Annotated in this window: 20 protein-coding genes; all 20 read right to left on the bottom strand. The window is 45.3% G+C overall.

The genetic code is table 11. From position 1 onward, the window contains the following. Positions 1-3: 3 nt before the first annotated feature. The 20 genes from ACSNJE_RS03500 to ACSNJE_RS03595 all read right to left on the bottom strand — a co-directional run bounded on the left by ACSNJE_RS03500 (position 4) and on the right by ACSNJE_RS03595 (position 21,271). Positions 4-1,449 carry a hypothetical protein gene (locus ACSNJE_RS03500; RefSeq protein WP_495252009.1) on the bottom strand — a complete coding sequence of 482 codons (1,446 nt, stop codon included), beginning with the start codon at positions 1,447-1,449 and terminating at the stop codon, positions 4-6. Further along, on the bottom strand, positions 1,446-2,930 hold the full coding sequence (locus ACSNJE_RS03505; protein WP_495252010.1) for a hypothetical protein: 1,485 nt from the start codon (positions 2,928-2,930) through the stop codon (positions 1,446-1,448). Before ACSNJE_RS03505 ends, ACSNJE_RS03500 begins: the two co-directional genes overlap by 4 nt. 42 nt (positions 2,931-2,972) lie before the next feature. Beyond that, positions 2,973-4,382 carry a BMP family lipoprotein gene (locus ACSNJE_RS03510; RefSeq protein WP_495252011.1) on the bottom strand — a complete coding sequence of 470 codons (1,410 nt, stop codon included), beginning with the start codon at positions 4,380-4,382 and terminating at the stop codon, positions 2,973-2,975. Positions 4,383-4,429: 47 nt separating this feature from the next. After that, positions 4,430-6,754, bottom strand: coding sequence for an FtsK/SpoIIIE family DNA translocase (locus ACSNJE_RS03515; protein WP_495252012.1), 2,325 nt, complete (start codon positions 6,752-6,754; stop codon positions 4,430-4,432). A 144-nt stretch (positions 6,755-6,898) separates the two neighbouring features. Then, entirely contained in the window at positions 6,899-7,678 is a 780-nt protein-coding gene (locus ACSNJE_RS03520) for an undecaprenyl-diphosphate phosphatase (protein WP_495252013.1), read from the bottom strand. Positions 7,679-7,866: 188 nt separating this feature from the next. Then, positions 7,867-8,091, bottom strand: coding sequence for a YlzJ-like family protein (locus ACSNJE_RS03525; RefSeq protein WP_052218163.1), 225 nt, complete (start codon positions 8,089-8,091; stop codon positions 7,867-7,869). Continuing rightward, the gene (locus tag ACSNJE_RS03530; RefSeq protein ID WP_152909019.1) at positions 8,088-8,900 is read right to left on the bottom strand and encodes a ClpP family protease; all 813 of its coding nucleotides are present in this window, start codon (positions 8,898-8,900) and stop codon (positions 8,088-8,090) included. The genes ACSNJE_RS03525 and ACSNJE_RS03530 overlap by 4 nt, the downstream gene beginning before the upstream one ends. 80 nt (positions 8,901-8,980) lie before the next feature. Further along, entirely contained in the window at positions 8,981-10,645 is a 1,665-nt protein-coding gene (locus tag ACSNJE_RS03535; protein WP_495252014.1) for a ribonuclease J, read from the bottom strand. A gap of 319 nt (positions 10,646-10,964) precedes the next feature. After that, a complete protein-coding gene (dapA, locus tag ACSNJE_RS03540) occupies positions 10,965-11,849 on the bottom strand; it encodes a 4-hydroxy-tetrahydrodipicolinate synthase (protein ID WP_052218161.1) in 885 nt (294 codons plus the stop codon). 42 nt (positions 11,850-11,891) lie between these two features. Next, positions 11,892-13,112, bottom strand: coding sequence for an aspartate kinase (gene dapG / locus ACSNJE_RS03545; protein ID WP_474773166.1), 1,221 nt, complete (start codon positions 13,110-13,112; stop codon positions 11,892-11,894). Between the two features lie 12 nt (positions 13,113-13,124). Continuing rightward, positions 13,125-14,135 (bottom strand): aspartate-semialdehyde dehydrogenase, encoded by a 1,011-nt coding sequence (locus tag ACSNJE_RS03550; RefSeq protein ID WP_052218159.1) that lies wholly within the window; start codon positions 14,133-14,135, stop codon positions 13,125-13,127. A 67-nt stretch (positions 14,136-14,202) separates the two neighbouring features. Continuing rightward, the gene (locus ACSNJE_RS03555; RefSeq protein ID WP_474773167.1) at positions 14,203-14,793 is read right to left on the bottom strand and encodes a dipicolinate synthase subunit B; all 591 of its coding nucleotides are present in this window, start codon (positions 14,791-14,793) and stop codon (positions 14,203-14,205) included. A 14-nt stretch (positions 14,794-14,807) separates the two neighbouring features. Continuing rightward, positions 14,808-15,728 carry a dipicolinate synthase subunit DpsA gene (gene dpsA, locus ACSNJE_RS03560; protein WP_495252015.1) on the bottom strand — a complete coding sequence of 307 codons (921 nt, stop codon included), beginning with the start codon at positions 15,726-15,728 and terminating at the stop codon, positions 14,808-14,810. Positions 15,729-15,812: 84 nt separating this feature from the next. Further along, positions 15,813-16,616: a 4-hydroxy-tetrahydrodipicolinate reductase gene (gene dapB, locus ACSNJE_RS03565; RefSeq protein ID WP_474773205.1), complete on the bottom strand. Its 804-nt coding sequence runs from the start codon at positions 16,614-16,616 to the stop codon at positions 15,813-15,815. 309 nt (positions 16,617-16,925) lie between these two features. Beyond that, positions 16,926-17,195, bottom strand: a complete 270-nt coding sequence (locus ACSNJE_RS03570; protein ID WP_495252016.1) for a YlmC/YmxH family sporulation protein — start codon at positions 17,193-17,195, stop codon at positions 16,926-16,928. A 15-nt stretch (positions 17,196-17,210) separates the two neighbouring features. Further along, positions 17,211-17,534: a hypothetical protein gene (locus tag ACSNJE_RS03575; RefSeq protein WP_013120268.1), complete on the bottom strand. Its 324-nt coding sequence runs from the start codon at positions 17,532-17,534 to the stop codon at positions 17,211-17,213. Between the two features lie 52 nt (positions 17,535-17,586). Further along, entirely contained in the window at positions 17,587-18,036 is a 450-nt protein-coding gene (gene dut / locus ACSNJE_RS03580) for a dUTP diphosphatase (RefSeq protein ID WP_052218156.1), read from the bottom strand. Positions 18,037-18,054: 18 nt separating this feature from the next. After that, on the bottom strand, positions 18,055-19,299 hold the full coding sequence (locus ACSNJE_RS03585; RefSeq protein ID WP_495252017.1) for a M16 family metallopeptidase: 1,245 nt from the start codon (positions 19,297-19,299) through the stop codon (positions 18,055-18,057). Between the two features lie 117 nt (positions 19,300-19,416). Continuing rightward, positions 19,417-20,535 (bottom strand): D-alanyl-D-alanine carboxypeptidase family protein, encoded by a 1,119-nt coding sequence (locus ACSNJE_RS03590; protein ID WP_495252018.1) that lies wholly within the window; start codon positions 20,533-20,535, stop codon positions 19,417-19,419. Positions 20,536-20,548: 13 nt separating this feature from the next. Beyond that, the gene (locus tag ACSNJE_RS03595) at positions 20,549-21,271 is read right to left on the bottom strand and encodes a polysaccharide deacetylase family protein (protein WP_013120264.1); all 723 of its coding nucleotides are present in this window, start codon (positions 21,269-21,271) and stop codon (positions 20,549-20,551) included. Positions 21,272-21,350: the final 79 nt, after the last annotated feature.

Raw genomic sequence — 21,350 nt, forward strand, 5'->3', positions numbered from 1 at the left:
ACCTCATCTCCCTTGCGCAAATAGATTTGCTACCGGGTCATGATAAATAAGCCGCCAATCCTTTTTATCCTTCAGCAGGGTATTGAGTGGAACATCAGGCGGAACGAGAATATAATCCGGGTCGTATTGCATAAGAATTTCATATGCTCCCTGGCGGGCTTCAATTATTTTCACGTAATCGGGCAAAACCCTGTCCACGAAAATATCGGTCCGGCCGTCAATAAAGGGCCGGTTTTCCGGAAAACACTTCCATAGTATGTATCCGCCCCAGTTATAGTCGTTAAAAATTCGGCCTTGTAACTGATGTTGGATGATATATTCCACCGCCCCGACAGGATATTCCTGCGGGTCGCCATAATCTTCGATGGAGGCAAAAACAGGCCAATTAAGAATACCCACCACCAGCAATACAGCCACCAGGACCCAGTTTACAGGGGCAAATTTCACCGTCTTCAGTCCCCCGAAAGGCCATATTTCAGAAGCATGCTCTACCCCTATGGGAAAACAAGCCAAAGCAAAGAGGGCCATGTTGCGCCCGCCGAACATGGTCAACGCCGTAAAAGCAAGCAGGTAAACTCCGTCGTTTACAGAAATTTTCTTCGGTGATAACAGCAGACTGAAAATGACCCCTGCCAACAGCAGAGCAAACACCTGAAAACGGATATGGTGAAAATTAGGGGCCATCCATTCCTCGATATTTTCCACTATCATTTCTGCATCAACGGTAGTAAAAGGATAGAGCCATATATGGTAAGTATTGGGGTTTAGCAAAGTGGCTAGCACTACTGTCCCCAATACAAACAAAAACTTTTTTCTTTTTCCGGCAGGCCATTTTTTCCCTCGATACCTGCCTAAATGGAAGTCTACCAGGTGGGCCACCAGGTGAAAACCCATGAGAATTATTCCGATGATGTAGGAACCGTGGGAATTAACCCAGAGCAGCATTAGTAACGGCAAGAATATCAGGTAATCCTGCCCTTTTTCATATTGATATAGAATAAGCAGATAGGCGGTAAAAAACAGGTACCCGAACATATGGGGCCTGAAGGTCCAAAAATTCGAAAGGATAACGGCGATAAAAAGGACGGCAATAACACTCCAGGTAAGGTTGCCCTTTGTTCGCCGGTAGCACACATGGAAGGCCATTGTTGAAATTAGACCGAGCACAATTATATTAATTACGACCAGCCCGTGATAACCGCCGGCTTTATATAGAAAAGCATAAATAACCTCGGCCAACCATTCGTGGGCTATCCATTCATGTCCCATATTGGAAAAAGTATACCTGTCCTCACGGGGTACTTGGCCCGTGTCGATGATATCTAACCCTGTTTTTAAATGCCACCAAACGTCGGGGTCGGCAATAGGTTTGGCATGCCCAACGATAAACATTATCAGCAAGGCAAAAAGGGCCACATGCTGTATCTGCAACTTTTTAATCCAGCTCATGTCCCATGTCTCCCCTTTACAACCGGGGTGTAGATTACGGCCGTTTCATCGGCATATACCTTTTGCCAGTGACGATAGTTGCTTAAATAGGCATCCAGCGAAGTTCCTTCCCTGATGATGATGGCATCGGGATAGTATTTTTGCAGTAATTGCGGAGTTTGGGGCAGCAATTTAGCGATTTTCAGATAATCGGGAAATACCTTTGCCGCATATAAATCTGTTCGTCCATCGATCATAACGCGAACATCAGGATAAAGAGTCCAGAGAATATACCCACCCCAGTTGTAATCATTCAAAACTTTCCCATAGAGGCGGTGTTGTTTTATGTAGTTGACAGCACCAACAGGCAAAACCCGCGCTTCAACATGTTTTTCCAAAGGTACTTCCGGCGGCCACACCAGGAATGCTGCAATTAACGTCCCTACGACCAAAACTCCGTTTAACAAATGTTTTACAGCCGAAACTCCGTTAAAAATATGTTCATGTTTATATAGCGAATTTTTCGGCAGCAAAGCGGCCAGATAGTAACCAAACACAGGCCCGGCGCCGTAAACAAAAAGAGCAATGTGGCGAACGGCATACAGGCTCATAAGGAAAAATGTACCCACCAACAGGAGGTCTACCGCCCTGTGTTTACTTTTCCCCAGGCCCATGAGCGCGAAACCCGCCAGAACGTAACCCAGATAAACCATGAAATATGGTTCATGAAAATCAGGCGAAGCCCATTCATTTATCTGGTTTACAATAAAATCACTATTTACTGTTTGTAACGGATAGAACAGCATGTGGTACGAATTGGGGTTAATAAGGGTAGCTAAAAACGACATTAATAAAACAGCCAGAAGTTTTCTTTTTTGGGCCGGTGTCCATAATCTATTAACAAGGGTAGGCAATTGAATCGCAAAAATCCCGCTAATCAGGTACAAGCCTATAATAACCGGCCCCATGATAAAAGAACCGTGCAGGTTAACCCAGGCGATAATAAGCAAAGGCAATATCCAAAGGTAATCCCTGTTCCGGTAAAAACATTCCATAACATAAAGAAAGATAACAAATAACAGGTGCAGGAACATGTGAGGTCGAAAACCCCAGAAGAAATAGGTAAAAAAGGCCCCTGCCAGCATGAGCAAAGCCGAAAGGATAGAGTTTTTTCCCGTTCTCAACTGCAGCAATTGATAATAAAAATAATAAGTTAAAGCCAGCAACAATAAATTCAGTACAAATAATCCCCGAAAATTACCCAGGCTGTACGCGAGGTAGTAAATAACCTCCGCCAGCCACTCATGAGCTGTCCATGGTTTGTCGGACATGGTATAAGAAAAAACATCCGCATGGGGAACTGTTTTGGTCTGCCAGATATACTCTCCAGCCTTCAGGTGCCACCAGAAATCCGTATCATTGACAGGCTGACCATTGACCATAACAAATAGCAGGAAGATAACAGCAAATATAACATGTTGTAATTCCACCCTCTTGCCCATGCCAATCCTCCGATGATTTTCTCCGCTGGTATATTTCGCCAATTATCGATAAATACCTGCCTCCGTTCCTCCACCGGTCTGATTGTCGGTGGAAGGTTGGCTTGCTTCCCCCGTTAACCCTCCGGACTGGTTTGGAGTGCCGGTCTGACTCTGGCCGGGAGTACTGGTCTGACTCTGGTTGGGAGTAACGGGCTGTTGCTGACCCGTTGGTGGCAGAGTACCCCCTCCGGCGGGCTGACCGCTATTGCTGCCGTTACCACCGTTCCCTTCCGGTTTTGTTTTTTGGTTCCTACCCGTTCCCGAATTTGCCTTTGGCCTGCTTTGACCATTGCCGCTTGAACCGAGGCCCGGCTGCCCCTGGGCAGGCGGCAAATTCTGCGGTGCAGCGCCCGGCTCGGGTAATTTTAACTGTAAATCGCCGGCCACGACTATTTTTTCCAAATTAATACTGCCTTTAGCCAACCCGGCCTTGACAAGGTTAATCTTACCGGCTACATCCGGTGGCACCGCGGAACTGTTTACGTAATCCATCCCCTGGTTATTTATTCCGTAAATTACCACACCCGGTTTCAGTTTTTGGGCATATGCCGCTTTCACAATGCTGTAAACAGCGTAATCTACCCTTTTAGCCGTAACGCCGTAACTGTTCCAGGGAGCTGCTTCTGCCTGTTTGGCATCGTTGCCGATAACAAATTTTCTGGCTTCTTTGGCAGCCGTGTAAACCCCGTTACCGGTCTGCCCTGCCACCTGGAATATTATATCAGCCCCATTACTGTATTGGAGATAAGCAAGCTGCTTACCTTTTTCAGGATTTACCAGGGCATCGGCAAAAACCCCGGCGTAGGAAACGTATGCTTTGACACTTTTACCTTCGGAACTATTTATATACTGTATTCCTTTCAGAAACCCTGCCTGATACCTGGTTTCTTCTTCATCCATCTGGGAACCGCCGATAAAACCCACACGATTTGTTTTGGTCAGACTCGCTGCGGCAGCGCCGGCCAGGAAACCGCCATGCTCTTCATTGAAGATAACGCTGGTTACATTCGGTTGGTTCACCACATCATCTATTATTACAAAGTGGATATCTTTGAACTGTTCGGCCACCTGGTTTAAAGACTTGGCCATCTGCGGTCCTACCGCAATTACCAGATCATACTCGTTTTCAGCAAAATAACGCAAGGACTCCACATCATCAACCAAATCGCCCTGGTTCAGCGCCTTATATTCAATACCCAGTTCTTCCTCAGCTTTTTTCATACCGGCTGCCGCACTAATTCCAAGCCACTGGCCTCCCCTGCCGGGCATACCCAATACAACGCCTACTTTGAAGCTTTTCGGGGTTCCCTTGCTCCCCAGCGATGCAGGCATTTTTTCACCGTTTCTGACACAACCGGTAATTAAAATCGCCAGTAAAACGAAAACTAATACAGTGCAAATCTTTTTTCCCATTATAAACCTCCACATCTTTACTTCGTCAGGGAACCGGGGAATTATGACTATTTGTTTTCCAACATGCGTTGAAACTGTTCCATGGTAATCAGGATATTTCTGGGCTTGGACCCTTCATAACCACCGACAATGCCCCGTTCTTCCATCATGTCGATCAACCTTGCCGCCCTGGCATAACCTATTCTCAAACGTCTCTGCAGCATGGAAATAGAAGCCTGTCCACTTTCCAGCAGTACTTTTACAGCATCAACAAAAAGTTCGTCCTCCTCCATATTAGGTGCACTGCCGCCGGTATCGCTCTGGATAACACCTTCGGCAAACTCCGGCTGTCCCTGTTTCTTCAGGTAATCGACCAGGGCTTCCACTTCCTTGTCTGATAAGTAAGCTCCCTGTACCCTGACAGGCTTCGGTGCCCCGACAGGGAAAAACAGCATGTCCCCCTTACCCAGGAGCTTCTCGGCGCCGCTCATATCAAGGATAGTCCGGGAATCCGTCGAAGAAGAAACAGCGAAAGCAATGCGGGAGGGAATATTGGCTTTAATAAGGCCCGTAATAACGTCAACCGACGGGCGCTGGGTGGCCACAACCAGGTGGATGCCCGCAGCCCTGGCCATCTGGGCCAGCCGACAGATAGCGTCTTCCACATCGGCCGGAGCCACCATCATTAAATCTGCCAGCTCGTCTATGACTACTACAATAAAAGGTAACGGCTCCTTTTCCCCTTCATAACCTTCACTCTGAATCAGGTTATTATATCTCTTTATATCTTTTACTCCAGCTTGAGCAAATTTTTCATACCTCTTCTCCATCTCTCTGACCACCCAGCGGAGCGAACCGGCAGCTTTCTTTGCTTCTGTAACCACCGGCGCAATCAGGTGGGGAATCCCGTTATACGTGGTCAGTTCAACCATTTTAGGGTCGATCATAATCAGCTTGACTTCGTTAGGTTTGGCCTTATACAAAATACTGGCAATTAAAGTATTCATACAAACGCTTTTTCCTGACCCGGTAGCACCGGCAATCAGAAGGTGCGGCATGCTGGCCAGGTCGCCTATAATAGTGTTGCCGGCTATATCCTTACCCAATGCAACAGTAAGTTTGGAAGAGGAATTCATAAATTCAGGGCTTTCAAAAAGCTCCCGTACATGGACCATGGATATTTCTTTGTTGGGCACTTCAATCCCTACCGCCGCTTTACCTGGTATCGGCGCCTCTATACGGACATCAGAAGCAGCCATACTCAGGGCGATATCATCAGCTAAGCTGACAATTCTGCTTACTTTCACGCCCGGCGCCGGCTGCAGTTCGTACCTGGTAATAGCCGGTCCCCTGGAAACCTGTGTAACCCGGGCCTTGACTCCAAAGTTGGCCAACGTTTCTTCCAGAATTCTGACATTGTCGGTAATATCCTTACTCATCCTTGTACTTTTTAGTTTTACATTTTTGGTCAATAGGCTTAGAGGAGGCAGGTTATACCCGTCTTCGCCGCCTCCCCCCACCTTTAGCTCAGGTGTTTCCAGTTCAGCATTTACCTTGTTTTTCCCTTTCCCTCTTTTTTCAATAATGGCGTCAATCCGCGCCAGTTCGCTGCCGCTTTCCGTCAGTTTTTCAATTGGCTCGGAATAAATATTAACCTGGAGTTCATCACCGTCATCTGCATAGTCAGCAAACTTTATTTCCCTGCCCTGTCCGGAAACGCCGTCTTCGTATTGGAGCACTCCGTTATCCAGAAATATAGGCACCTTTTTCTTGTTCGCAAAAATAGGCAGTTGCGGCTCGCCGACCGGTGATTGGTCGGGTACTTCCACCTCTTCCTCTTCAGTGAAAATAAAATCAGCAATGCCTTCCTTAAGCCGCTGCATAAACGCCAGCACATTAGCCGTAAAACGTTTAAAAAGGGTAATTGCCGATATATTGGTAATCAGGATTACATTAATAATAAACAAGGTAATTAATACTATATATGTACCGGTTTTACCAAACAGGTTAATGAACACGGCGCTGAAAGCGCCTCCGATAATACCGCCGCCGCGCCCTTCCCAACCGGCCTGAAAAAGGCTTTTTTCTTCCGACTGGATATGTATGAATGTCAACACCATGGCCAGCAGCGCAGCAGCGCCCAGTAACTGGTGGCTAAACTTTGTCTTTCTTCTTTCTTTGATTAGTTTAAAGCCATAAAAGGCAACTATAAAAGGAAATATGTACTTGCCTTCACCGGCCAGCCGCTGTAGCGCCATATCAACAAACTCACCCACGGCTCCGGTCGTTTTGGAAAACAGACTTACCAGGCAAAGAACAGAAAAAGCCAGAAAGGAAATACCCATTATTTCGAATTTTATTTCCTCGTTTACAGCTACCTTATTTTTGGCCATTTTCTCACCTTCCCCAAATATATGTTCTACGTTTTTCGGTAAATTCCTTTGTTAAATTTCAGGCCTTAGGTCCGCCGGCCCCAGTTCTTCATCAACAAAGAAACCCTTGCAAAGCAAGGGCCGGAAATAAAATTAATGATATTTTTACAAAATACCTGTGAGTTGCAAGATAATCACCAAAATGCCCAGAGCCCATACATAGTAAGAAAAAACCTTCAAGGTTCCCTGCCGTAAGATACGGAGCATAATTCTAATCGCAAAGTATCCGGCTACTGCCGAGACAACAGTACCCACTATAAGCGGTATGGTCCCCACTCCTACCGTTCCGGCTTCGATAACATCTTTGGCGTCAACAAGAGCAGCGCCCAATATGGCAGGAATGGAAATAAGAAAAGAAAACCGGGCAGCTGTATCCCTATCTATTCCCCTAAATAATGCCCCGGCTATGGTAAGCCCGGACCTGGAAATTGCCGGAAGAATAGCCACACCTTGCATAAATCCGACAAAAGCTGCATCTACATATGTAATTTGGTCAATCCCTTTATTTCTTTGGCGAATAGATTCTGCCCACCAGAGGATTACCCCTGTGGCAATAAATTCAATGCCCAGTGTACTGCCGGAAGCAAATATTTTTTCGAAAAAATCTTTCAAGCCCAGTCCCATAATGCCTGTCGGGATTGTGCCTGTAATAATCAGGGCGGTCAACCGCTGCCAAGGTTTTTTCAGTAAAGCCAGGATGTCCTGCCAGAAGACGGCAAATACCGCTACAAGAGTTCCTAAATGAACAAAGACATCAAAGGTAAGTACCCCTTGAGATAACCCAAAAAATCTCTGAAATAAAACCAAATGCCCGGAACTGCTGATGGGCAGGAATTCGGTTAACCCCTGAATCAATCCGAGAATAGCAGCCTGTAAAACTGTCATGCTTACATCTCCTTATAGACAAATTATTATTCTGTGCAAACAATGTTATTATAACACAGTTTTAAATCAATTTCATCAATGGTTTTTCCGGAGGGTACTGTCAGGATTAATTTGGTGAGAAGGAGCAGAGGATTCCTCCGCTCCCTGCCAATGTCAACAATGAGGACTTCAAGAGAAGAAACAGCGGCTCATGATTTGAGTACAGGGGTAAAGGTTAATTCGCTGCCTGGCTGAAATTCGGTTTTTAGGTAATCCTGTGGGTCGGTGCTTAGTACGCGTACTACCCTGCACTGGTCCATAGCTATTGGTTCAACAAGCAATTTAGTTCCCTGCACCTCAATCTCCTGATATTTATATTGTTCATTATCTTGTTTAAATATATCCTGGGCCGGCCAGGGCATATAAATTATCATTGCAGAGGCCTCCCCTGGTTATTACGACGCGCTTCAATTAATTCCCTCAGCTTATTCATGGCCTGGGAGACCCCGCCAACTTCATCTATTAATCCCACGTCCACGGCGTCTTTACCAATTAAGACAGCGCCGATATCTCTGGCTAATTCCCCTGTTCTGAACATCAGTTCCCGCAGCTTGGTTTCCGATATTTTCGAATGCTTGATGATAAAATTCACCACCCGGTCCTGCATCTTATCAAGGTATTCATAAGTCTGAGGTACCCCTATGACCAAACCTGTCAATCGTATTGGATGCACGGTCATACCCGCCGTTTCGGCGATAAAGGAATAATTTGTGGCTACGGCTATAGGTACTCCTATACTGTGCCCACCCCCCAGCACAAGAGAAACGGTAGGTTTTGACATGCTGGTAATCATTTCCGCTATAGCCAGTCCGGCCTCCACATCTCCACCGATAGTGTTCAAGACAACAAGCACGCCTTCTATTTCGGGGTTTTCCTCCAAAGCAACCAATTGAGGGATAATATGTTCATACTTCGTTGCTTTGTTTTGCGGCGGCAATACCAGATGCCCTTCTACCTGCCCAACGATGGGCAGCACATGAATATTGCTTTTCATCTGCGGTACATTTATTTGCCCCAGTTCCTTGATGGCGTTAATGTCATTTCCCTTGACAGTCCCTGCCATCGTTTTTCTCGTTCTTGGCGGAGACTGGGGAGAAGTATTCGGCAAAGTTTCCGGAGAAACAGAGGGTTCATCGGGGATAGTTGTACTTTCACTGTTTGTTTCCCAGTCATGATTAGACATGCAATCACGCTCCCGCATTAATTGTCCTTTTTAGTATGCTTAAACCCCCAAAAAAAATACGCAGCACAAAGCTGCGTATTTTACACTTCCATGATGATGGGCAAAATCATCGGTCTTCTTCTGGTTTTCTCGTACAGATATTTACCGATGGCATCCCGCACGTTGGACTTAATGGATGCCCACTCGGTAATCCCTTTCTCCTCGCATTTTTCCAGCGCCAGTTTTACTTTTTCCTTGGCTTCTTCCATGAGCTTTTCGGATTCCCTTACATAAACAAAGCCCCTGGATACAATATCCGGGCCGGCAACTACTCCCCCCGTTTCTTTCTCAATGGTCACAACGACAATTAATATACCGTCCTGTGACAGTTGTTTCCGGTCACGTAACACTATATTTCCTACATCCCCCACCCCGAGACCGTCTACAAGCACTTTACCGGCAGTAACCCTACCGCTTATCCGGCCGCGATGCCTGGAAAATTCCAAAACATGTCCATTTTCCGCGACAAAAACGTTTGAACTGGGAATACCCATATCCACGGCCAACTGCGCATGTTTTATCAGATGCCTGTATTCTCCATGCACTGGGACAAAAAATTTGGGTTTTACCAGGTTGATCATCATTTTTAATTCTTCCTGACTGGGGTGTCCGGAAACATGAATGCCGGAAAAAGATTCGTATATTACATTGGCGCCTTGTTTAAAAAGGTGGTCTATGGTTCGGGCAACAAGTTTTTCATTTCCCGGAATCGGTGTGGCTGAGATTATTACTGTATCTCCCGGTATAATTTCTACCTGCCGATGGTCATTTAATGCCATCCTGGTCAGGGCAGACATGGGTTCACCCTGACTGCCGGTCGTAAGGATAGTTACCTGGTTGCTTGGCAAACGATTGATCTCATCTAAATCAACTAAAATATCTTCGGGGAATTTAATATAACCTAATTCACTGGCTATACTGACCACGTTCAGCATACTTCTGCCGACTATGGCTACTTTCCGCCCGTATTTATAAGCCGTGGAAATGGCTTGCTGCAACCTGTGGACATTAGATGCAAAGGTGGCAATAATTATACGGTCTTTTGCCATCCTGAAGGTTTCGTCAAAGGTAGCGCCTACTACTCTCTCTGACATAGTATAACCCGGTCTTTCCACATTCGTACTGTCGGATAGCAGTACGAGTACACCTTTTTGTCCCAGCTCGGCAATCCTGTGAAAATCCGTTACATCGCCGTCTACCGGTGTTTGATCCAGTTTAAAGTCTCCAGTATGTAAAACCGTTCCAACCGGAGTGTGGATTGCAATAGCCACTGCATCGGGAATACTGTGGCTAACTCTTATAAATTCAACTTTAAACGGCCCGATATCGACAACGTCACGCGGTTTAACCGTTACAAGAGTAACGCAGTTAGACATACTGTTTTCCTTCAGTTTTCCCTGTAAAAGTCCCAATGTTAACTTGGTACCGTATACGGGAACGTCTAAATCCTTCAGAATATAGGGTAACGCCCCGATATGATCCTCGTGTCCATGAGTTAGAACTATTCCCCGAACAATATCCTTATTCTCAAGCAAGTAGGTAATATCAGGAATTACAACGTCAATCCCTAACATTTCCTCTTCCGGAAACATTAAACCTGAATCAATGACCAAAATATTTTCCCCGTACTTCACCACCATCATGTTTTTACCAATTTCACCTAAACCACCTAGTGGTATCAAATTTAATTTCAATTCTTTGGCCATCTCTACACCTCCTGTTCGCAAACATCAAACAAAAAACATGAGAAAACCAGGAGAAGCAGAGGAAAATATCCGGTTGTCAACCCGTTCTGGATTCAGATTTTAATAATAACAGCCGACCATAAACACCTGTTAATATTATAATTGATTTCCTAATTACTAACAAGGTAATTTTACTTAACATTCCCGCCAAGACTATCAAATATTATAACCTTGTCCCGGTATTTTAATACAAAGACAGCACAGGCTTAATGAACAAAAGCATCCATTGCATCAAAGCATAATTTCCTAAATAAAAAAGCGCACTGTTGTACGCTTTTTTTCACTTCAATATACCCTTCTGTAGCAGCGTTTTTCTGATGACCTCGCTTTCAGCAGGACCCGCAGGTCCCAGTGGCGGCCGAAGTTCGCCGGCGGCAAAGCCCAACATATTCATGGCTGCCTTTACCGGTATAGGACTGGTGGTGATAAACATGGCTCTGAATACCGGTAATAAATCGAGGTGAATACTTTTGGCTTTTTCTACATCTCCTCTTTGAAAAGCGGCAATCATCTCATTCATTTCCTTTCCGACAACATGAGCTGCTACACTTACCACACCGCAACATCCCACAGCCAGAAGAGGAAGCGTCAACCCGTCATCGCCGCTATAAATCATGAAATTGTCAGGGGTCTTCCGCCTTATTTCACCTACTTGGTCCAAACTACCGCTGGCCTCTTTTAAAGCAACTATATTATCTATCTTAGCAAGTTTCGCTGCCGTATCGGGAAGCAGGTTGCAGCCAGTCCTCCCGGGAACATTATATAACATCACCGGAAGACTTGTATTCGCAGCAATGGTTTTAAAGTGGTTATACAGACAATCTTGCGGGGGCTTATTATAATAAGGGGTCACCAGCATAACCCCGTGAACACCTATGGATTCGGCTTCTTTGGTCAGTTTAACGGAATCAGCAGTAACATTAGATCCTGTTCCGGCGATTACTGTAACCCTGTCTCCTACTTCCTCCATAACTACTTCAAAAAGTCGCAGCTTTTCTTCCTTAGTCAAGGTCGGCGATTCTCCCGTTGTGCCGGCGACAACAATGCCATCGGAACCGTTATCTGCCAGGTACCGGGCAATTTTTCTGACCTCTCCGAAGTTCACAGCCAGATCCTTGTCAAAAGGCGTAATCATGGCTGTCATAACCCGTCCGAATGTCTCCAAAATCTTTCACCTTCCTACTTTTTTAAAATACACCACTGTTATTTATTCGTTTAACTTAAATTTTTTGTGCAACGCCCGGATCGCTCTTTCCATATCTGCCTGTTTTACCAGACACCAGATGGTAGAATGAGAGTCAGCAGTTTGCAATATCTTAATTTTTTCTTCTGCTAATGCCTCCACTATGCGGGCCATTACTCCCGGGACCCCGGCCATGCCTGCCCCGACAGCCGATACCTTGGCGCAACCGGGAACTGCCTCCACGGCAAACCCCATGTTCTGCAGAATCTCTATAGCCTTGGCACTGACCTGGTCCTTTACGGTAAAAATAACCGCTTCCGGGTAAACATTAATAAAATCAACACTTATACCGGCCAAAGCCATAGCCTTGAATATCTTCAGGTGAGCATCCTCAATTTCCGGGTAATTAGCCGTAATAATTTTCAGTTGGGTTACGTTGGGAATATGGGCAATGCCTGTTATAACCTTGTCTTTTTGTATTTCAATGGGGCCGTTTTCACTTTGGGCAGTAACTAAAGTACCGGGCGCATCGGAAAAAGTACATTTCACCCTTAAGGGAATATTTTTTTGCATAGCGATTTCCACTGCCCGTGGGTGAATTACTTTGGCCCCCTCATGAGCAAGCTGGACAATTTCATTATAGGTAACTACATTGAGAGTCTTGGCATCATCCACTATGCGTGGATCAGCTGTCATAATACCGTCCACATCGGTATAAATATCAACAGCTTCCGCATTTAAAGCAACTCCCAAAGCAGCGGCAGTGGTGTCACTTCCGCCCCGGCCTAGAGTTGTGACATCCCCGTCCTTCGTCACTCCTTGAAAACCTGCTACAATAACTATGGTATCCTGGTGGGCATACTTGTGGATCAAAGCCGGGTTTATCTCCTGGATATGAGCGTCGGTAAAACAGTCGTCAGTAATTATGCCTGCCTGGGACCCGGTCAGAAATACGGCATTATACCCCTTGGCCCTTAAGGTGGCAACCATAGCCACTCCGGAAATAATTTCACCGCAGGACATCAGTGTATCCAATTCCCGGGGAGGAATATCCGGGGAAATGTTTTCCACAAATTCAAGTAGGGTATCTGTTGCGTAGGGGTCTCCCTGCCGGCCAATTGCCGAAACAACTACCACCGGACTATAACCTTCGTTTTTAGCACGGATTATTTTTTGCGCCACCATTTCGCGCAGCTCACTGTTTGCCAGAGATGTGCCACCAAATTTCTGGACCAGGTATTTCAAGTCATTCACCTCTTACAGGCAGTTATATTTGATTAACAATTCAGCTATCTGGACAGCGTTTGTTGCAGCCCCTTTCCTCAACTGGTCTGCTACAACCCACATGTTTAAGCCGTTTTCTATAGAATTGTCTTCTCTTATCCGCCCGACAAACACCTCGTCGCGGTCAGAAGTAAACAGTGGCATGGGATATTTTTTTTCCCGGGGGTCATCCAATACGATTATGCCAGGAGCAGAAGCCAGTACTTTTTTAGCTTCTTCGGCAGTAATTTTTCGTTCGGTTTCTATATTGACAGATTCAGAGTGGCTGCGGTAAACAGGAACCCGTACCGTGGTTGCAGTTACTTGAATAGAATCGTCATGCATGATCTTTTTGGTTTCGTTAACCATTTTCCATTCTTCTTTTGTATAATCCATATCAGCAAACACATCAATATGGGGAATCAGATTAAAGGCAATTTGGTACGGAAAAACCTTCGGGACAACTTCCTTACCTTCTGCCAACTCTTTTACCTGTTCAGTAAGTTCATCGATGGCTTCTTTACCGGCGCCCGACACAGCCTGGTAAGTAGATACGACAACCCGTTTGATTTTGGCTGCGTCATGAATGGGCTTTAAGGCAACAACCATTTGAATGGTTGAACAGTTCGGGTTAGCAATTATCCCCTGATGGTTTTTCACATCTTCAGGGTTTACTTCCGGAACTACCAAAGGCACTTTCGGGTCCATTCTGAAGGCGCTGCTGTTATCAACAACCACAGCTCCTCGGTTGGCGGCTTCAATAGCAAACTCTTTGCTTGCCGACCCGCCCGCAAACAGGGCGATATCAACGCCGTCAAAAGCCTGGGCCGTAGTAGCTTCAACAGTATAAGTATTTCCGCCAAAAGGTATCTGTTTTCCGGCTGACCTCTGAGTAGCCAGAGGTTTCAGGCTTTTTACCGGAAAATTGCGTTCGGCCAGGATTTTAAGAAGTTCTTGTCCTACTGCGCCAGTGGCGCCTACAACTGCTACGTTAAATTTTTTCATAACTTCCCCTCCGTCTTTTTGCAAGATCTATTTTAAGGCTAACACCCGCACCACAAGCTTTTACATTTTAATCCAGGTAATCTATGAGAACAGGTTGATATTGTCTACCCTTCAGCGCCTCCAGGGTTGTGTCCAGCAACAAATCCATATGCGCAACCAAAGAATTCTCCTTCGCCTTCGGATTATCCTGCCCGAAAGGTACCATATAAATGTTTTTCATATTTAACAAAAGTCCAATATTTTTGGCATTCATACCCAATCCGTCATTGGTTGCTATAGCCAGTACGACGGGCCGCTGGTTACGTAAATGGGCCTTTATGGCCATAAGTACCGGGCCGTCGGTAATGCCATTAGCCAGTTTAGCCAGGGTATTACCTGTACAGGGAGCTACTACGAGGACATCAAGAAGTCTTTGGGGACCTATAGGTTCAGCATCGGTTATAGAATTTATTGGTTCTTTTTGGCATGTTTTTCTGAGGAATTCTTTCCAGTGCTCAGCCGTTCCAAATCTGGTGTCATCTTCGGCTACCGTTTTGGAAATGATGGGAACAACCGTGGCTCCTTCTTTTATAAAAACATCAACCTGTGCCAGTGCTTCTTTTAAGGTGCAGTGAGAACCTGTGACAGCAAAACCAATCCTTTTATCTTTCAGACGCATATTAGCACCTCCGACTAATTTCCAGAGCCGTTACAGGCCTTTGTAGCAGTCAGCAGTTCTTGCCTGATGAGATTTGGTATAACCTTAGCCAAAATAAGCCCTGCGGTTTTTGGCGCTACCTTTCCCGGTAATCCTGGCGCAAGGATTGCTTTGATACCCAGTTCTTCAGCGGCGTTAAAATCGGTCCCGCCAGGTGCAGAAGCCAGGTCAATAATCAGTAGGCCAGGTTTGGCACATTCCAAAACATCTCTACCCAAAACCATCGCCGGAACTGTGTTATATACTACATCTGCTACTGCAAGGCACTCACCAAGCTGGAGGTACGTCAGGGGTTCAAATCCCATTTCATAAGCTCTGGCCCGGTCAGAAGCTTTCCGTGCCACTACACTTACTTTTGCCCCCATAGCTGCAAGTACACGGGCCAACGTCATGCCGGTCCTGCCGAAACCTAAAACTACCGAACGGCTGCCGTGGATGGTAATCGGCAATTCCTCCATGGCCATCTGAATCGCTCCTTCCGCAGAAGGAATGGAATTTAGAATGGCCACCTCATCCATGTCTGCCAGTTCAATCAGTTTTAAGTTTCGATTTTGCGCCAATTCCTTAAGTCGTGTCTTTGCCACACCTACAAATATAACGGTTTCCGGCGATATGCCGGACATCACATTTTCATCGAGAACCAGCGGTACAGGCGAATAAAGAGCTCTGACCCTTCCGTTTTCGTCAATCCCCGGCATGGGTAAAATGATAAACCTTACATCCCGGACAGCCTCGTGCAAACTTTCGCAGGTCTGAATCATAGAGTGTTGTCCGAATTGTGGTAAGCCGATAACCCTAACAATGGCCCCAAGTTTCAGCAATTCGGGAACAAGATACAATTCCCTGTCATCCCCGCCGATTACAGCTATGGGTATCCCTTTAAGCTCTGAACACATGCAGTAGACGACCTCCTTCGTACGACCAACTACTTTCAATATATGAATCATACGATGGGGAGGTGCTTGTCTGAAAGACTACGGTTATTCTGTTATCAAATTTTCCAGGCCGTAAATCACTCCTTTCATATCCATTACTTTTCTGATGGAAAGAATAACTCCAGGCATAAAAGATTCCCTGTTTAATGAATCATGCCTTATAGTCAGGGTTTGTCCTAACCCACCGAAAATAACTTCCTGGTGAGCTATTAAGCCCGGGAGCCGAATGCTGTGAATCCTCATACCTTCAAATTCTCCGCCCCGGACTCCGCTTATTTTTTCATATTCGTTGATATGACCTTGCCGGAAAACAGCTCTGTTCTGCTGGATTAGTTCTGCCGTCTTTAAAGCTGTCCCTGAGGGTGCATCCAGTTTCTGGTCGTGATGAAGTTCAATTATCTCCACATGAGGCAGATATCGTGCAGCCTGGGCAGCAAATTTCATCATTAATACGGCGCCTATGGCAAAGTTAGGGGCAATGAGTACGCCTAACCCCTGTGCTTCCGCTATTTTTTTGATTTCCTCAAGCTGTTCAGGTAAAATTCCCGTTGTACCAACTACTAAATTTACCTTGTTCTCCAAAACAGTTTTCATATTTTTATATACAGTATCGGGTCCGGTGAAATCCACTACTACGTCTACATCTGTTTCCTGTAACAGTTTATTAAGGTTGCGGACTACCAGTACTCCGGTAGGTTCCAATCCTACTAACGGGCCAATATCAAAACCATTGTTACGTATGTCTATGGCACCGACCAATTCCATGTCCGGTTCCTTGTGAACAGCTACTACAACCTCCCGGCCCATCCGACCGCAAGCTCCGTTTACAACCACTTTTATTTTGTTTATAAAAACCAACCCCTTTATGGTCTGATAATAACTCTAAAGGCCTCATAATACCTTAAATTTTATTTTCTTATAAATGGCTGAATATGTCAAGTTATGGCCGATTGGTATAATGTATACTCAAGTTTTCGCCCCCGATCCAGTTCTAAAAAGGCAGTCCTTTCATAAAGATAAAGGGATAGGTATTTAACACCTATCCCTCATCCTGTTGACAAAGGCAGTTCTGAAAAATTTTCTCTTCAATCCTAGGGACAGGCGTTTAACCTATCCCTGTACCTGTAATACATTGGGACTGCCTTTTTAGAAAGCTTCCTACCCTAAATAGCTCGATAAATTCGGCACTGTGCTGTCCAGGTCTACAATAACAACCTCTTGGCCTATCTTTCTCACTGCTTCCCAGGGAATAATAATGTTCTGCTTATCAACCCAGAAACTGATCAGGTTATTTTTCTGCGGCAGGATGATTGACTGAATTAACCCCGTCCGCGGGTCAATAATCAGGTCAGCTTCGCCGATGACTCCCAATCTGGAGCCGTCGTTTATATTTATTATTTCTTTACCTTCCAAATCACTAAGCCTCATATTAACACCCCATAATTATTTAAATAACAAACTCCAGATTCTCTGGATAAAGGGCTGTATCAAGGCCAACATTAACGAGGTGCCGGCTACCGGTTCAAATCTTATACTGTATAATTCCACCGTGGAAGGCAGCTCCAGTCCAAGAAAAGTCGCCAACAGTATCAATGACAAGTATATTCCACCGGCTGTGGCGATTAGATTACCGATAGCTTCTGAAAGCATGGAAGCCTTGCTGTTTCCGAGAATCTCACCGATACCTGTTTGTGACTGTGCCCTGATCTTAACCCGTTGATAAACCGATAACCCTATCAGGCCGAATATAACAGCCAGTTGAATCAAATAGGACACCCCCCACTAAATAATATGTGAGGGGTGGTAATTTATGACGTTATTATTTTCCTGTGTGTCCAAAACCTCCGGCATTTCTTTCCGTTTCAGTCAGTACTTCCGCTTCCGTTATATGAGCCTTCACTATTTCATTAATGACCATTTGGGCAACCCGGTCGCCACGGTTGATGGTAAAAGGCCGGTTACCGAAGTTAATCATAATGAGCCCTATCTCCCCCCGATAATCAGCATCGATAGTTCCGGGAGTATTCACAAAAGAAATGCCGTATTTTAAGGCTAAACCGCTTCGCGGTCTGATCTGCGCCTCATAACCGGGCGGTAATTCAATAGCAATGCCCGTAGGGATAAGCCTTATTTCCCCTGGTTCAAGTACCAGAGTTTCCTCAACAGCCGCATACAAGTCCATTCCCGCTGAACCCTCTGTCATATACCTGGGCAGGGGCAGGTCCCGGGCATGCTCCAGTCTTTTTATCGCCAGCCTTATTTCTTTCATAATTTCCTCCGCAATAAACTAAAGTACAATATCAATTTTATGGTCCATGGGGCCAATAGACGTCAATACCATTTTATCCGAGGCAAAAAGCTGTTCAGCCAGTAACTGGACATCTTTTATCCCGACACGGTTGATTTTTTCCACGGCTTCCTCAGGGGTAATAATACGACCGAGGCACAACTCCGATTTTCCTATCCTGCTCATCCTGTTGCTAACGTTTTCCAGGCCCAGGTACAGACTTCCCTTCAGTTGTTCTTTGGCCCGAAAAACTTCTTCTTCCGTTACCTTACCCGCTTTAATCTGTTTAAGTTCTCTGGAAATCAGTTCCACTACCGGCCCGATGTTTTTCAGACTCAGTCCAGTGTAAATGGAAAACAGACCAGCGTCTTTGTAGGAATTATGATAAGAATAAACAGAATAAGCCAATCCTCGTTCTTCTCTGATTTCCTGGAACAGCCGGGAACTAATCCCTCCGCCCAGAATACTGTTCAGCACGTAGAGGGAATATATCTGTTCGTGGTCCAATGGCAGTCCGGGGACGCCAATACACAGGTGAACCTGCTCCGTGTCTTTTTTCTTCGTGGCTACCTGGTATACAGGGACCGGCTTTGCATAATTACGGGCCGTGCTCTTTCCTTCCATCCGGTCAAATAAAGGAGTAATGAGTTCCATTACCCTGTCATGTTTCACGTTACCTGCCACAGCTATGACCAATTGATCCGGGGTATAAAAGGTTTTTAAAAAGGAAATTATATCTGCCCGGTTTATCTTTTCCACCACTTCCCTGGTACCTATTATTGACCTGCCAAGGGGGTGGTTGTTCCAAAGCGTGCTGGCAAAAAGGTCGTGGATCAACTCATCGGGAGCATCTTCATACATATTGATTTCTTCAATAATAACATTCCTTTCCTTATCGATTTCCTGAGGGTCATAAAGAGAATTAAAAAACATATCTGCCAGCAGATTCAGTGATTTGGGAAAATGCTCGTCCAGGGTCTTGGCATAATAGCAGGTATACTCTTTGGCAGTGAAAGCGTTTAACTGACCGCCTATTGCGTCAAGTTCCTCAGCTATTTGTTTGGCAGACCTGTTCTTGGTCCCTTTAAACATCATGTGCTCGATGAAATGAGCAATGCCACTGTTTTCATCTGTTTCATCACGGGAACCGACGCCAACCCACAGTCCTATGGAAACTGAACGCACATGAGGTATTTCTTCTGTAACAACTTTGATACCGTTCGGCAATTGTTCTTTAATATACATTAAAAAATCCTCCTTAGGTAAGGTGGAAAAAGACTTTTTAAAATACCTAAATTACATTCGCGAAAGCAAGCGAAATTCCTTTAATTTTTTTTTAAAATGTCGAAACTATGGCCGACTTCAGCCAATAATCTTCTGTATCCATGAAAGCACCCGGTTTTTCAGTGAATTTTCCGGTACTTCATTTAAGGCAACCAGTTCTACCCTGCCGACCCTTTGTCTGTCAATGTTTACTTCCATCCAGCCCAAAGTCTGTCCGGCTTTCACAGGGGCTTGCGGTTTCCGTTCAAGAACCAGCCGCTTTTCTAAACTGCCTGGCCGGTCCTTAGGTACAAGTACGCCCAGGTCAGATTTAAAAGCCAGTTGCACTTTGGGATATAAACCGTTTTGCACATCGGCATAACCAAAATATTCACCGGCAACAGCAACCTGCTGGTAATAATAATTATTGAACCCATATTCAAAAAGTTGTATAGAATCACCGTAACGGTCACCGCTTTTTAAAACGACAGCAATCAACTTACGACAATCTTTGCTGGCAGACGATACAAGGCACTGTCCGGCCGCCTTGGTGGTGCCGGTTTTGATACCGTCAGCCCATATATATCTCCATAATAACTTATTCGTATTCTTCAAATGTCTGTTCCAACTCTGCCCGTACCAATCGATCTCCTTTTCTTTCTGGGCTACGATTTCGGCAAAACGCCGATTCTGCATAGCATATCTGGCAATGAGAGCCAAATCATAAGCCGTAGAATAATGGTTTTTAGCTGGTAGGCCATGAGGATTAATAAAATTTGAGTTCCATGCCCCCAACATTTTGGCTTTTAAATTCATAAGCTGGCTGAACATCTCAATGCTGCCGCCTATATGTTCCGCAATGGCTGCACATGCATCATTGCCTGATTTCATTAAAGCTCCCTGAATTAATTCATCCAGGGTTAATTTTTCGCCTGCCGAGAGGTGGATACTTGACTCTCCCACGGCGGCCGCCCTGGGGCTCACTACCACTGTTTCTGCAGGGTTTCCCATATCCAAAGCGAGAATGCCGGTCAGAATTTTTGTTGTACTGGCAGGCGGCCTTCTTTTATGAGCATTTTTGGCATATAATACCTGACCGGTATTGGCATCCATTAGTACGGCAGCATCGGCCGAAATAGCCGGTTGCCAGGCCAGGCAGGTATTCGCTTTTAACAAAAATATTGTGAAAAAAATGATCCCTGCGCGAAACCTTTTCATATTACCTCCACATTTACTTTATACCAATAATTTCTGAAACCGTTACAAATTTATATCCCTCGTCCGATAACCGCCGAATTATTTCAGGCAAAGCTTTTACAGTAGGGGCTGTCGGATGCATTAAAACTATAGCCCCATTATGGCTTTTTCTCATGACGCGGTCTACAATGACTTGAGGCGCCGGCCGCTGCCAGTCGATAGTATCAATACTCCAGAGAATAGTTTTGTAGCCTATGCTTCCGGCAGCCTCCAGCACCATGTCGTTATACTCCCCATATGGCGGAGCAAACAGGTTCGTTTTTTTCCCTGTCAGTTGATAAATTATCTTTTCGGTTTTTTTTATTTCATCGATATTCTGCTTTTTTGACAGATAAGTGGGGTGAGGATGTGAATAACCATGGTTTCCCATTTCATGCCCCTGCTCCGCTATTTGCCTGGTCAGCTCAGGAAACTTTTCGGCCCACTGCCCGCCCATGTTAAAGGTAATGTGCACTTTGTTCTTTTCCAGTATTTTTAACATTTCCGGTACAAATTCTTCTCCCCAGACCACGTTGCAGGTCAGAGCAATCTGTTTTTTACCGTTATCACCCTGATAAATAGGCTTGAACTGAGTTGATACAGTAGACAGAAAATTATACTGCACAAACTTATATAACAGCGTTAAGGCCAGGAACAATCCCACTACCCAGGCCAATTTCCGCACTATCCTGGAATACTCGAAAAAGTATACCTTCATAAATTTCCTCCTCGTCGTCCCTTTTTATCTAAATTAATTCTTATGCCCCCGGCAGTCAGGTTAGTACATAAACCTTTCA

This window comes from Thermincola sp. GK-1 (genome assembly GCF_059412445.1).

Bases quoted from the DNA above. Each gene is read 5' to 3' on its own strand.
- ACSNJE_RS03525 (WP_052218163.1), bottom strand. From the start codon at position 8,091: ATGATAATTTATATGCCCTGGCCGGCCCAGGATATATTTAAACAAGAT.
- dut (WP_052218156.1), bottom strand. From the start codon at position 18,036: ATGAAAGAAATAAGGCTGGCGATAAAAAGACTGGAGCATGCCCGGGAC.
- ACSNJE_RS03595 (WP_013120264.1), bottom strand. From the start codon at position 21,271: ATGAAGGTATACTTTTTCGAGTATTCCAGGATAGTGCGGAAATTGGCC.
- ACSNJE_RS03550 (WP_052218159.1), bottom strand. From the start codon at position 14,135: ATGAAAAAATTTAACGTAGCAGTTGTAGGCGCCACTGGCGCAGTAGGA.
- ACSNJE_RS03590 (WP_495252018.1), bottom strand. From the start codon at position 20,535: ATGAAAAGGTTTCGCGCAGGGATCATTTTTTTCACAATATTTTTGTTA.
- ACSNJE_RS03500 (WP_495252009.1), bottom strand. From the start codon at position 1,449: ATGAGCTGGATTAAAAAGTTGCAGATACAGCATGTGGCCCTTTTTGCC.
- ACSNJE_RS03555 (WP_474773167.1), bottom strand. From the start codon at position 14,793: ATGCGTCTGAAAGATAAAAGGATTGGTTTTGCTGTCACAGGTTCTCAC.
- ACSNJE_RS03585 (WP_495252017.1), bottom strand. From the start codon at position 19,299: ATGTATATTAAAGAACAATTGCCGAACGGTATCAAAGTTGTTACAGAA.
- dpsA (WP_495252015.1), bottom strand. From the start codon at position 15,728: ATGTGTTCAGAGCTTAAAGGGATACCCATAGCTGTAATCGGCGGGGAT.
- ACSNJE_RS03505 (WP_495252010.1), bottom strand. From the start codon at position 2,930: ATGGGCAAGAGGGTGGAATTACAACATGTTATATTTGCTGTTATCTTC.
- ACSNJE_RS03515 (WP_495252012.1), bottom strand. From the start codon at position 6,754: ATGGCCAAAAATAAGGTAGCTGTAAACGAGGAAATAAAATTCGAAATA.
- ACSNJE_RS03510 (WP_495252011.1), bottom strand. From the start codon at position 4,382: ATGGGAAAAAAGATTTGCACTGTATTAGTTTTCGTTTTACTGGCGATT.
- ACSNJE_RS03570 (WP_495252016.1), bottom strand. From the start codon at position 17,195: ATGAGGCTTAGTGATTTGGAAGGTAAAGAAATAATAAATATAAACGAC.
- ACSNJE_RS03530 (WP_152909019.1), bottom strand. From the start codon at position 8,900: ATGTCTAATCATGACTGGGAAACAAACAGTGAAAGTACAACTATCCCC.
- ACSNJE_RS03535 (WP_495252014.1), bottom strand. From the start codon at position 10,645: ATGGCCAAAGAATTGAAATTAAATTTGATACCACTAGGTGGTTTAGGT.
- ACSNJE_RS03520 (WP_495252013.1), bottom strand. From the start codon at position 7,678: ATGACAGTTTTACAGGCTGCTATTCTCGGATTGATTCAGGGGTTAACC.